The organism is Caballeronia sp. SBC1 (assembly GCF_011493005.1).
In the GTDB taxonomy this organism is placed as follows: Bacteria; Pseudomonadota; Gammaproteobacteria; order Burkholderiales; family Burkholderiaceae; genus Caballeronia.
Genome location: NZ_CP049157.1, coordinates 931,334 through 944,776, shown reverse-complemented (window position 1 = coordinate 944,776; position 13,443 = coordinate 931,334). Strand labels below are relative to the sequence as shown.

Below are 13,443 nucleotides of genomic sequence, written 5' to 3'. Positions count from 1 at the left end.
GCTTAGCCTTTGGTTAAGCGCGTCGGCTTTAGCGCATCAATCAACGCCCTTAGCTTCGCCTGCGACTGCGTGCGGACCGGGAAATACAAATACAGGCCGTCGCTAGGCGGAGTAAAGGGCAGCAACACTTGTTCGAGTTCGCCCGCGGCCAACTCACGCTTAGCTTCGAAATCCGCGACGTACGCAAGCCCAAGTCCCATGCGAGCAAATTTCATCAAGGCGCCGCGATCATTGACTGTCAGACGGCTGCCAATGTCGATCATGATTTTGCGGCCATCGACCTGAAAGTCCCATCGGTGGATGACGCCCGATTTGACGAAGCGATACTGAATGCCTTCGTGATTCATCAGGTCTTGCGGCGTTTGGGGACGCCCCGCCCTCGCGAAATACGCAGGGCTCCCGACAACCGACCACACAGCGTCCGGCGTGAGCCGCAAAGCCACCATGTCTTTCGCGAGTGCTTCGCCTAAGCGAATGCCGGCATCGAAGCCACTTTCCACCAGATCCACGGCGCCCTCATCGAGCGTCAGGTCCAGATGCACGTCTGGGTGGGCCACGCGAAACTGTTCGATCATGGGCTCGATCATCAGCGTGCAGGCAGAACGGGTCATCGTGATGCGTAGCGTGCCAGAGGCATTGTCGCGAAAGCTATTAAGCGCTTCAAACGCGCCGTCGATGTCTTCAACAGCCGGACGCAAGCGCTCGAACAGCGATACCCCTGCCTCGGTCAACGCGACTCTCCGGGTGGTGCGCTGAAACAGCGACACGCCGTGACGCCGCTCCAGCAGCCGGATTGATTTGCTTACCGCCGTGGGCGAAACCTGCAGGCGAGCGGCTGCGGTCGTAAAGCTCTTATGCTCGGCCACCGCCAGGAACATGGCCACGCCATCCAGAAGATCCTTGTTCATGCGCCGCTCCATTATGAACTTTTGGTTCATAGCGAATGTACCTCGATACGCTTTTTCAAGCTGAATCGGATGCGTAGGATTTGCGTCATGGCAACCGGATTCCCGGCCACCGTTCCAACTAAAGAGGTTCGACATGACCCCGCAAACAAGCTTCAAGCGTGTCTGGATGATCACCGGCGCATCGCGCGGAATGGGCGCCGAGATTACCACTGCGGCGCTCGCACAAGGTGACGCCGTGGTTGCCACGGCGCGCAAATCGAGCGCCGTCACCAACGCACTTGGCTTGCAGCCCGGCCTGTTGGCTCTCGACCTCGATGTAACCGACAAGTCCGCGGCTCATCAAGCCGTCAAGCTGGCGGTGGAGCGTTTCGGCCGCATCGATGTGCTTGTCAACAACGCCGGTTATGGCTTGGCCGGCGCGGTTGAAGAGACCAGTGCCGACGAGGTCCGCAGTATTTTCGACACCAATGTGATGGGTTTGCTCAACGTCACGCGCGCCGTGCTGCCGCAAATGCGCCGCCAGCGTTCGGGGCATGTCATCAACATGTCGTCGCTTGGCGGTTATCGGGTCGGTGCGGGTTTCGGCGTGTACGGTTCGACCAAGTTCGCGGTGGAGGGCCTTTCAGAAGCGCTGCACGCAGAGCTTTTGCCGCTCGGCATTCATGTCACGGTCGTCGAGCCAGGCTATTTCCGAACTGACTTTCTCGATTCCTCGTCTGCGATGGAAGCGAAGAATGTAATCGCGGATTACGCTGAAACTGCCGGCAAGGTTCGAGTGTCGGCGAACGCATATAACCATCGGCAACCAGGAGACCCCAAGCGGCTTGCGCAAGCGCTGCTGACATTGGTCTCCGCCGCGAATCCGCCGCTGCGGCTTCAGTTGGGCACGGACGCTTTGGCCCGGGTTCGCGAGAAGCATGCGTTTGTCGAACAGGAGCTTCAGACCTGGGAAGCGCTGTCTCGGTCGACCGACTTTCCTGCGTGAAAAGGCAAGGTTTGGTGTAGCGTCCTGTGGTCAGGCGTAGTTTGCCAAGTGGCTTATCATTGCTAAAACCCTCTCCTGTACAGATGAATTGCAGCATAAGGGAGCGGGCCGACTGCTTGCCTATGCGCGTCTGACCGGCGCCGGAGAGGACGGAACATGACTACATCGAACGAAGCAGGGTACGCCGCCACGAGGGAAGTCATCACGCGCTTTTATCGCGCCATCGAGCTTGCGGATATACCGCTGCTGCGCACGGCCGTCACTTCAGATTGGGAGTATGTTCCTGGTGCATCGGGGCAACCGATTGGTGTGGAGCAGTTAGCACCCATGCTTGCAGATCTGTTGCATGCGCTGCCCGATATGAAAATCATCCTGCTCGATGTCCTGATCCACGACGCCATGGTCGGCGTACGTGCAAAGATCACGGGCACGCAGTCGGGACCGTTCATGGGCATTCCGGCCACGTCAAAAGCGGTAGATTTCGCGATTCATTCTTTCCATGAACTCCGCGATGACCGCATTGCCAAGACTTGGCACCTCGAAGACTGGCTAGGCTTGTTCCGTCAAATTGGCGAGTTGCCTCCGGGCTTGGCGAACCGTCCGGCTTAGATTAGAAACCTAAGCGTTCGGTGAAGCGTTTGCTGATACTTCGTCTTTGCGATCGCGTCTGGCATGCATTGCCTGGAAGGCTTAAGGCGTGCTTTCATTACGTCAGACCATATCCGCGAGTTAGGCATTTCCCGCAGATCGACTGCGTGATTTAGTGGAATGCACTAACATTCGTATCCTCCATGGAGGATGACGGATGGAACTTGACAAGATAGATCGCGCAATTCTGATAGCGATCCAGGCCGACGGCCGTGCAACCAACGCAAGCCTCGCCGAAGCCGTGGGCTTAAGCGAAACGCCGTGCGCTCGGCGCCTCAAGCGGCTGGAAGCGGAAGGTTACATTGAAGGATATCGGGCGATCCTATCCAAATCTGCAATAAAGCTGGGTCTGGTCGCATTTACGTTGGTGCGCTTTGGTGTGCACGACCGGCAATTGGCCGACCGGTTCGAGCGCGAAATCCAGGCTATACCGCGCATTGTTTCGTGCCACAACATTTCCGGCAGCGCCGACTATCTGCTTGAGATCGTGGCGCGAGACCTGGAGGACTATGGCACGTTCCTGCGCGACATATTGCGGACGTTGCCCGGCGTTACGGCCGTCGAGTCCACGCTGTCGTTGCGTGAGGTCAAGCGCGATGCCGGATTGCCGTTGCTTTGACTAATCCGCCGGTTATTCATCAGGAATGCGAACAAGCGGTTCACTCCCCATTTACTGCGACCCACCCTTGGGCACTTCCGCCGTGCCGGCATTATAAAAATGCACGAGGTCGCTCTTGAGCGAATGCAGGGCTGCATCGTCGAGATAGATCATGTGGCCCGTCGGATAATACGTGCGTTGCACGTTGGGTCGCAGCGACGGATCCAGTCCCATATGCGCCAGATCGTATTCGGTCTGGAAGAATGGCGTTGCAAGATCGAAGTAGCCATTGAGAGACAGCACGCGAAGACGCGGGTTCTGCCGCATTGCCTCGGCAAGATCGCCGGCCGCATAGGGCAGCGTAAGCTGCTCTCCCCACCACTGGCGATGTTTCCAGTTCCATTGCTTCAACGCTTCGTCGTTGAACACCCGATACGCATCTTTCGGTTCGAAGTGCAGGTCTTGTGCGAGATGCTCGTGCAACGCGGCATCGAAGGCGCTCGATACGCTGGTCACCGACGCGTCGTAATCGGGATGCTCGGAGGCGTCGTCGTAGTCCATGCCTTCGAATCGAGCATCGTAGCGGCCCACCGTCCGCGATTCCCTTATCAGCAGCTGCTTGCGAAACCGCGATGCCCAGATTTGCAGCCGCGACTGCTTGACGTAATTCACGTCGAGCCCGGTGTAATGCGCCACACGTGCGGCGATTGCGTCGCGTTCCGAATCGGGCAGCGAGTCGCCCGCGGCCAACGCTTGCGCGTAGGGGCCGGAAGCGAACGCGCGGACCTCGTCGAGGAACGCCGGCAAGCTCGGCGGCTTGGGCACGATCTTGTCGTGATACCACGCAATGGCCGCATAGGTCGGCAAGTAGCTTTCGCTCTCCAGATCCGTTCCTGCCGCGTGCGCTCCCGGGTTGAGGATGGAGGACATCAGGACGACCCCGTTCAATGCAATGTTGTTCTGGCTCAAACGATAAGCAAGCATGGCGGCGCGCGCCGTTCCATACGATTCGCCGAGCAAGTACTTCGGCGAATTCCATCGCTGGTTCACGCTCAGGTAGCGCTCTATAAAGTGTTCGAATGCGTCCAGATCTTCATCGACGCCCCAGAAGCGTTTCCCGGTTGCGTGGCCGACGATTCGCGAGAAGCCTGCACCGGGTGCATCGACGAAAACAAGATCGGTTGTGTCCAGAAGACTGTCCGGATTGTCCGAGAGCACGTAGGGCGCCGGTGCTGTAATAGCCGGACTCGACGTATGTGCACGCTCGGGTCCGAACGATCCCATCAGGAGAAAGATGCTGCCCGCGCCCGGGCCGCCGTTAAAAAGAAACGTGATGGGACGCGTGGCGGTGCTTTTCGTATTCGCGGTGTAGGCAACATAAAAAACGCTGGCCTCAGCCTGCCCCGCGTTGTTGCGCAGAAGCAGATTGCCGGCAGTGGCCGTGTAGTCAATCTTGCGGCCGCCGAGCTTGATTGAATGCTGCGTGACTGAGGTGGTTTCGGGCGGGACCGGTATCGCGGTGTCGGCTTTCGTTTCGCTGGCAGCATCGCTGGCCGCAGCCGACGTTCTCGCAGCGCTTGCGCGGTTACGGCGAGCGGGGTTGGCGTTCGCATCCGACGCGGCGCGGGCGTTGGCCTGGGCGGAGGGTTTCGCCGCGTCTGGCTGTACTGGTGTTCCGGCGGGCGACTCCTGCGACCCCTGTGTCTCGGCGGGCTCGACTGAGGTGTCAGCCGGTGCTGCGCTGGTTTCCTGCGACAAGACCACGGACGGACCGCTGGCGAGGCCAAGCACGATCAGACCGCTCAACAGACCGCTTACCATTGGGTAGAAACAAGATCGCATCTTAGTCCCGGCTGTTTTTGTTTTGCTTAGGTGCTGCGTGGATTCTCGATAAGCCGATCCGCTGCGTCAATAGCGTTCTCGTCGTCGGGGACAAGATGCAAGATCCGTAAGCATCGATGTAAGTATTTCGAAGCCGTAGTGTTAGCCAAGGAGTCTGTTGGTCACAAGTTCGACACAAAGCAGATGACGTTTGAGTTAACCCTTAGCACGTCCCCCCGCTCACTCAGATCGATTCGCCGATCCGCTTTCGCTTTCCTATACTTGGATCAACCAGAGATAACAAACCGCAATTGCCTGACAATTAAGCCGGCTTCCGGATCGCGCCAGAACAGGCAAACGGACGATCCGAACCCCGGGGCCAAAGGCTACCGGCGGCGGCCATCTGGAGGAGACATGGGACTACATGCATCCGCTGCAACCGGCGCTGAGCCCCAGCCGCACCGGCCAGCAGTATATGGCCTGGCGCTGGCTGCCCTTGGCGTGGTTTATGGCGACATCGGCACCAGTCCGTTGTACACGCTGCAAACGGTCTTCGATCCCGCCAACGGGTTGAAGCTGGATGCCGCCAATGTCATCGGCATTGTCTCGCTGATCTTCTGGTCGCTGACGGTGGTCGTCTCGCTCAAGTACGTGACGCTCATCCTGCGTGCGAACAACCACGGCGAGGGCGGAATCATGGCGCTCCTGGCGCTTGCCGCGTCGTCGGTGGCAAGTCGTCCACGACTTCGCCATGTCCTGCTGGCCGTCGGCGTGATGGGCGCGGCACTGTTCTACGGCGATGGCGTGATTACGCCTGCCATATCGGTGCTGAGTGCGGTCGAAGGGCTGCAAGTCGCGACGCCTTTGCTCAAACCGTATGTCATCCCCATTACGCTGGCCGCACTGATTACGTTGTTCATGATGCAAAAGCACGGGACGTCCGGCATTGGTGCGGTGTTCGGGCCGATCATGGTGGTGTGGTTCATCGTGCTGGCCGGGGCGGGGATCATCAAGATCATGAACGCGCCGCATATCCTGGTCTCGCTCAATCCGCTCGCGGGTTTGGCATTTTGCCTGCATCACCGGTGGTTGGCGTTCGTTGCACTGGGGGCCGTCGTGCTCTCTCTGACGGGTGCAGAGGCGCTATATGCCGACATGGGGCATTTCGGTGCGCAGCCGATCCGGCTTACGTGGTTCGGTCTGGTATTCCCCGCACTCGCACTGAATTACCTGGGGCAGGGCGCGCTACTGCTGGCCGATCCATCCGCTGTGCAAAATCCGTTCTATCGATTGTTCCCGGTATGGTCGCTTTATCCGATGGTCGTGTTGTCGACGATAGCCACGGTGATCGCCTCGCAAGCCGTGATTTCAGGCACCTATTCGATGACCAAGCAGGCCATGCAACTAGGCTTCCTGCCGCGTATGAACGTGGTGTACACATCGGCGAAGGAGATAGGGCAGATCTACGTTCCGGGCATTAACTGGACCTTGCTGGTTGCCGTGGTGGCGGCTGTGATCGGCTTCGGTTCATCGACTGCGCTGGGGTCGGCTTACGGCATTGCGGTTACCGGCACCATGCTCATCACGACCATGCTCACGTTCTTCGTGATTCGTTATGCGTGGCATTACAACTGGTTCCTGTGCGTGGGCGCCACGGTGTTTTTCTTTGTGATCGACGCCACGTTCTTCTCGGCGAATCTCCTCAAGATCACGCAGGGCGGCTGGTTCCCGCTCGCTATTGGGCTGCTCATGTTCGCCGTCATGACCACATGGGGACGTGGATGGGAAATCATGCTGGGCGAAGCCAAGGTACGGGCCGGAACTACACCGCTCAAGCCCTTCCTGGAGTCTCTGCTGGCGCGTTCGCCGGTGCGGGTCAACGGGACGGCGATTTTCCTGTCTCCCGATCCCCATGGCGTGCCGCATGCATTGATCAACAACCTCATGCATAACCAGGTGTTGCATCGGCGTGTGGTGTTCCTGACGGTGGCGAACAAGGAGGTTCCGTGGGTTGAGGAGCGTGAGCGGGTGCAGGTGCAAGTGTTGTGCACTGACTGCTATCACGTCACGATCACATACGGCTTCAAGGACGAGGTTAACTTGCCGCGTGCCCTTGAGGCATGCAAGGCATACGGTCTGGTGTTCGAGCAGTCGGAGACGTCCTACTTCCTGAGCCGCGCGACCGTGATACCGAAGCGCGAGAGGGAAAGGTGCATGGCGCTTTGGCGCGAGCGATTGTTCGGCGTCATGCTGCACAACGTTGGCAACGTTTCTGCGTATCTCAAGCTGCCGACTAATCGCGTGGTTGAATTCGGATCGAAAGTGGAGATCTAAGGTTTTGCCTGTCCGCCTCGCTAACGGCAGCGAGGCGGACAGAAGACTTCATCTCTCTTCGCCGTAGCCCCCACCGCCGGGCGTCTGGATGACGAAGACATCGTCGGGATTCATCTGCGCCTGATGTCGCGCGCCGAAGGTTTCACGCGTCTTGTCCCCTGCTCGTTCGACCCAGTTCACGCCGAGCGCGCCCGGCTTGCCGCCTGCGAGTCCGAACGGTGCGACGCGACGACGGTTGGACAGGATCACTGCGGTCATCGGCGCGAGGAAACGTACCCGCCGCTCGGTGCCGTCGCCGCCCGCATGCAGTCCCGCACCGCCGCTGCCGCGGCGGATGCGGAAGTCGTCGAGACGTACCGGAAAGCGCCACTCGAGCACTTCCGGGTCGGTCAGGCGCGAGTTCGTCATGTGCGTCTGGACCGCGCTGCAACCGGCAAAGGCGGGACCCGCGCCCGCGCCCCCGCAGATGGTCTCGTAGTACTGGAACTGCTCGTTGCCGAAGGTGAAGTTGTTCATCGTGCCTTGTGCGCCGGCCATCACGCCGAGCGCGCCGTAGAGGGCGTCGGTGACAACTTGTGAGGTCTCGACATTGCCCGCCACCACCGCCGCCGGATAGTTCGGATTGAGCATCGATCCCGCCGGAATGCGGATCTCCAGCGGCTTCAGACAACCGGCGTTAAGCGGGATATCGTCGTCTACCAGCGTGCGGAACACGTATAGCACCGCTGCCTTGCAGATCGCCGATGGCGCGTTGTAGTTGTTCGGCTGCTGCGCGCTCGTGCCCTCGAAGTCGATCACGGCCGAACGCGTTTCACGGTTGATCGATACTGCCACCACGATCTTCGCGCCGTCGTCGAGCGCGTATTCGAAGTGGCCGTCCTTCAACACCGAAAGCGTCCGCCGCACGACCTCCTCCGCATTGTCCTGCACGTGCTGCATATAAGCGCGCACCACATCCAGGCCGAACTGCCCGCACATGCGTTCAAGCTCCTGCGTGCCCTTCGTGCAAGCGGCAACTTGCGCGCGAAGATCGGCCAGGTTCTGCTCGACGTTGCGCACCGGATACGGGCCGGAGGTCAGCAGGTCGCGTATTTCACGGTCGAGAAAACGCCCTTGCGCCACGAGCTGAATGTTGTCGAGCAACACGCCTTCCTGGTCGACGTGCGTGGAATCCGGCGGCATGGAGCCGGGCGTGATGCCGCCGATATCCGCATGATGTCCGCGCGCCGCGACATAGAAGGTCGGCGTGAGGCTGGCATCGACGAACACCGGCATGATGACGGTCACGTCGGGCAAATGTGTGCCGCCTGCGTACGGCGCGTTGAGGACGTAGACATCGCCGGCTTGCATGGTGCCCGCGCGCCGGTCGATGATCGTCTGCACGCTTTCGCCCATTGAACCGAGATGCACCGGCATATGCGGCGCGTTGGCGATCAGGTTGCCGCCGGTGTCGAAGAGCGCGCACGAAAAGTCGAGACGTTCCTTGATGTTCACCGAGTACGACGTGTTCGCGAGTGTCACGCCCATCTGTTCAGCAATCGACATGAACAGGTTGTTGAACACTTCAAGCAGAACGGGGTCTGCTTGCGTACCGGCAGCATGACGATTGACGAGCGCGGTCGTCCGTTCAACCACGAGATGATTGTGCCGGCTCACCACGACTTGCCAGCCCGGTTCGATTACCGTCGTCCCAGTACGTTCGTTGACTATAGCTGGGCCGTCGATACGCGCGCCGGGCGCCAGCGCATCGCGATCAAAGACAGGGGTATCGCGCCATTCGCCGCCTGAGAAAATGCGCGTGGCCGCAAGCGCTTGCGGGTTCACCGATGCGTGCTCGGCCAGCGGCCATTGTTCGTCTTCGGCATCCTGCGTGCGGCCGCTGGCTTCGACCGCGACGGCCTCGATGATCAGCGCCTTGTTCGGCATGAGGAAGCCATAACGCGCGCGATACAAACGCTCGAACGTCTCTACGATGCTTGCCGGTTCCATCGAGAAATCGATCTCAAGCGCGGTGTCCGTGCCATCGTATTTGATATGCAGCGTGCGCCGCAACGTGATGTTGCCGGTTGGAATGCGTTGCTCGGCGACTTCGTTTCGCGCCGCCGTTTCCAGCGGCTCAAATGTTTGATCGCAAGCGGCGAGCGCTTCCCGGTCGAGCGGCGTTTCAAGCGCTTGCTGCCGCAGCGCGCGGACGTCGGCGAGACCCATGCCGTAGGCCGACAGCACGCCCGCCAACGGATGGATGAACACGCGCGTCATTCCTAGCGCGTCGGCGACGAGGCACGCATGCTGACCGCCCGCGCCCCCGAAACACGCGAGCGTGTAATGCGTCACGTCGTAGCCGCGCTGCACGGAGATCTGCTTGATTGCGTTCGCCATGTTTTCCACCGCGATCTTCAAGAACCCTTCCGCGATTTCTTCGGGCGTTCGCGCGACGCCGGTTGCGGTTTCCACCGCCGCCGCCACCTCGGCGAACTTGCGTTGCACGACATCGGCGTCGAGCGGCAGGTCACCGTCCGGTCCGAATACGTGGGGGAACCAGCGCGCGCTGATCTTGCCGGTCATCACGTTGCAGTCCGTCACGGTCAGCGGGCCACCGCGCCGGTACGAAGCCGGTCCGGGATTCGCACCCGCGCTTTGCGGCCCGACGCGAAAACGCGTGCCGTCGAAACTGCAGATCGAGCCGCCTCCTGCCGCGACCGTGTGGATCTTCATCATCGGTGCACGGATGCGAACGCCGGCCACTTCGGTGGCGAACTCGCGCTCGTATTCGCCGGCGTAGTGCGTCACGTCGGTGGATGTGCCGCCCATGTCGAAGCCGATGATCTTGTCGAAGCCCGCGAGCTTCGATACTTGCGCTGCGCCTACGATGCCGCCCGCGGGTCCCGAGAGGATCGCGTCCTTGCCCTGGAAACGGTGGGCGTCGGTGAGGCCGCCGTTGCTTTGCATGAACTGCAGCGGTACGGCGCCGAGATCAGCTTCAACCTGCCCGACGTAGCGGCGCAGGATGGGTGATAGGTATGCGTCGACCACGGTGGTGTCACCGCGCGATACCAGCTTCATCAGCGGGCTTACTTCGTGACTGACGGATATCTGTGTAAAGCCGATTTGTTCGGCGAGTTCCTTGAGCTTTTGTTCATGCGCGGTGTAGCGGTAGCCGTGCATCAACACGATTGCGCAGGAACGGATGCCGTTATCGAAGGCGCTCTGCAACGCTCGGCGAGCCTGTTCGACGTCGAGTTCCCGAACGACTTCGCCACGCGCACCGATCCGTTCATCGATCTCGACAACTTGCTCATATAGCAGCGTCGGCAATTCAATGTTTCGCACGAACAGCTTTGGTCGGCTTTGATACGCGATGCGCAGCGCATCGGCGAAACCTTTTGTGATTGCGAGCACCGTTGGCGCGCCCTTGCGTTCGAGCAGCGCGTTCGTGGCTACCGTGGTGCCCATTCGCACGCTATCGATCAGCTCGGCCGGCACGGCTTCATGGCTTGCGATGTCCAGCAATTCGCGGATGCCATGCACGGCGGAATCGCGATATCGCTCGGGATTCTCCGACAATACCTTGTGCGTGACGATGCGCCCGTCGGGGCGGCGCGCGACGATGTCGGTGAATGTGCCTCCGCGGTCGATCCAGAATTGCCAGCGGCGATCGTGGGAGGGGTTAGTCTGCGACATGGGTAGCTCCTATTCGAAAGGATAACTTAGAAATTTTGTTCGTAACGATGGGCGGGGTTGGTCGAGGTTTAGTGCCGGGGTTGCCGGGTTCCTGCGTTAGTGGTCGGGGTCAGTGCCGGGTTGGTGCTTTCAGTGTTAGTGGTCTGCTTGCGTTGGCTGTTTTCTTTATCACTATTAGCCACTGCGCGTGGCGGCGCGTCATTTCTTTGTCCAAAGCGACAAAGAAACGAAGCAAAGAAAGCGCTTTCAAACCACGCTACCCTAAGTGTCCACAGCGTGCAGTTTCTATTCATAGGTGCCCCAAAAGCACGGTGCTCGCCAGAGCCACGGATGTGTGAAACCCTCCTTCTCCGAACGCGGATACCCACACGCTTCGCCACCAGTGCCTGAACCTGCCCAAGGAGCACCCCGCGCTATCCGCGTAAAACCAACCATCACATATGTGCGCACGTCGAACCACGTGGCCAACCGACCAAGTAACAAGGTCCCACCCTGCGTAAGGGCGTAACCAACGAAGATGATCGTGTAGGCCGCGTAACCAACTCACCAAAAACTGAGGCAGAAAATACGCGCCGAGCTGATACGCATCAAGCTGTGATCCACGAATAGGGTCGCGCAGAACGAGGAGCTAACCTATCAAAAAGCCGTGGTCTTAAATACGTGTAGGGCCGTTCGGATTCCTTGGCAATAGTGCTCGCCCGAGAGCGTTGGGGGCGAAGCGTGTTCGTGTCAGGATTCGCGAGAAGTAGGGGTTCACACACCCGCAGTTCTGGCGAGCACCGTGCTTTTGGGGTACCAAAAGCACGAAAACTGCACGCTGCGGACACTTATGAGCCCTCGTTCTGAAAGCGGTTTCTTTGCTTCGTTTCTTTGTCGCTTTGGACAAAGAAATGACGTGCCGCCACGCACAGTGGCTAATAGTGATAAAGAGAATATCCGACTCAGGCAGACCACTAACGCCGAAAGCAGCAACCCGGCAATGACTCAGACCGCTAACGTAGGAACCTAGCAACCCGGCAATGACCCCGACCACTAACCCTGGAACCTGGCAACCCGACCGCCAACCCCGACCACTAACCCCAAGGCCGCCCGAGCCCGCCAAAACCCCAACCCCGGCCTGCGCGAGCGAAAAGAAAATCTACGAAACCAGCTTAGCGCCCCGCGTCTCCGGCAACGTCAACGCAGCCAAAATCACTACGCCGTAGGCCGCAGCCGCGAACGTCCCAATCGCGATGCCCAAGGACATTTTCTGTGCGACAAAACCGATCAGGAATGGAAACGTCGCACCGACTGCTCGCCCGAAGTTGTAGCAAAAGCCCTGACCCGAACCCCGTATCCGCGTAGGAAACAGCTCGGTCATAAACGCACCCATGCCCGCAAATATCCCCGATGCAAAAAAGCCGAGCGGAAAGCCAAGAATCAGCAGCATGGTGTTGCTCATCGGCACGCGGGTATAGACGAGCGCGATGATCATGGAAGCCAGCGAGAAAACAATGAAGTTGAGCCTCCTGCCGAAGCGGTCGCTAAGAAACGCACCGCACAGGTACCCCGCATACGATCCGGCGATCACCACGGCGAGATAACCACCCGTGCCAACTACGCTCAAATGCTGCTCGGTCTTCAGGTAAGTCGGCAGCCACGTGGTGATGGCGTAATAACCGCCTTGCGTGCCGGTCGCGAGAATAGCCGTGCGCAACGTCGTGAACCAGATACCAGGGCCGAAGATCTCAAGGAACGAGCTGCGATCGTTGCTTTCCAGCTCACGTTGTTTCTGTTGCTTGTGAACTTCCGGTTCATCAACAAGACGGCGGATCATGATCACGAACGGCGCAGGCAAGATCCCGAGCGCGAACAACGCCCGCCAAGCGATGTCGCCGGGGAGGAACGAGAACACCAGCGTATAGAGTCCGGCGGCGACCGCCCAGCCAATCGCCCACCCCGCCTGCACCATGCCCACCGCCTTGCCGCGATCGCGTGGGCGGATGACTTCGCCGATCAACACTGCGCCTGCAGTCCACTCGCCACCGAAGCCAAAGCCCATCAAGCCGCGCGCAACCAGCAACTGCGTGTAGTTCTGAGCAAACGCGCAGACAAGCGTGAAGAACGCGAACCAGAGAATGGTGATCTGCAGTGTTTTCACGCGGCCGATGCGATCGGACAGAATGCCTGCCACCCAGCCGCCCAGCGCTGATGTGAGCAGCGTCACCGTGCCGATCAATCCGGCTTCGCCCTTGCTCAGCCCCCAGGTTGCTATCAGCGTGGGGATCACGAAACTCAGGAACTGCGTGTCCATGGCGTCGAGTCCATAGCCTATCTTGCAGCTCCAGAACGCGCGCTTCTCGCTTGGGGTCGTGTGTTTGTACCAACCGAACATGCCGCTGCTGGCGGGTTCATCGGGTAGCGCTTCAACTTGCGTGCTCGCATAGGGGGCTTCAGTATTCATGGCTTTCTCCGGGGTTCGTGAGCGT

General features: G+C 59.7%; 8 protein-coding genes. 4 read left to right on the top strand and 4 right to left on the bottom strand.

The window, feature by feature from the left end:
* Positions 1-2: 2 nt before the first annotated feature.
* Positions 3-908, bottom strand: coding sequence for a LysR family transcriptional regulator (locus tag SBC1_RS22290; RefSeq protein ID WP_165096102.1), 906 nt, complete (start codon positions 906-908; stop codon positions 3-5).
* A 133-nt stretch (positions 909-1,041) separates the two neighbouring features.
* Between SBC1_RS22290 and SBC1_RS22285 the strand changes: the two genes are divergently transcribed.
* From SBC1_RS22285 to SBC1_RS22275, 3 genes are all read left to right on the top strand, one after another.
* Entirely contained in the window at positions 1,042-1,893 is an 852-nt protein-coding gene (locus SBC1_RS22285) for an oxidoreductase (RefSeq protein WP_165096106.1), read from the top strand.
* A 156-nt stretch (positions 1,894-2,049) separates the two neighbouring features.
* Positions 2,050-2,502, top strand: coding sequence for an ester cyclase (locus SBC1_RS22280; RefSeq protein ID WP_165096111.1), 453 nt, complete (start codon positions 2,050-2,052; stop codon positions 2,500-2,502).
* 196 nt (positions 2,503-2,698) lie between these two features.
* Positions 2,699-3,160, top strand: coding sequence for an Lrp/AsnC family transcriptional regulator (locus SBC1_RS22275; RefSeq protein ID WP_165096115.1), 462 nt, complete (start codon positions 2,699-2,701; stop codon positions 3,158-3,160).
* Positions 3,161-3,211: 51 nt separating this feature from the next.
* On the opposite strand, the gene SBC1_RS22270 is transcribed toward SBC1_RS22275, so the two are convergent.
* On the bottom strand, positions 3,212-4,960 hold the full coding sequence (locus SBC1_RS22270; protein WP_165096119.1) for a peptidase S10: 1,749 nt from the start codon (positions 4,958-4,960) through the stop codon (positions 3,212-3,214).
* A gap of 414 nt (positions 4,961-5,374) precedes the next feature.
* On the opposite strand from SBC1_RS22270, the gene SBC1_RS22265 reads away from it, so the two are divergent.
* Positions 5,375-7,294 (top strand): potassium transporter Kup, encoded by a 1,920-nt coding sequence (locus SBC1_RS22265; protein WP_165096124.1) that lies wholly within the window; start codon positions 5,375-5,377, stop codon positions 7,292-7,294.
* A 48-nt stretch (positions 7,295-7,342) separates the two neighbouring features.
* Here the strand turns inward: SBC1_RS22265 and SBC1_RS22260 are convergent, their stop codons facing one another.
* Together SBC1_RS22260 and SBC1_RS22255 are read right to left on the bottom strand one after the other, a co-directional pair.
* A complete protein-coding gene (locus SBC1_RS22260; RefSeq protein WP_165096128.1) occupies positions 7,343-10,975 on the bottom strand; it encodes a hydantoinase B/oxoprolinase family protein in 3,633 nt (1,210 codons plus the stop codon).
* 1,138 nt (positions 10,976-12,113) lie between these two features.
* Positions 12,114-13,418 (bottom strand): MFS transporter, encoded by a 1,305-nt coding sequence (locus tag SBC1_RS22255; RefSeq protein WP_165096131.1) that lies wholly within the window; start codon positions 13,416-13,418, stop codon positions 12,114-12,116.
* Positions 13,419-13,443 lie beyond the last annotated feature (25 nt).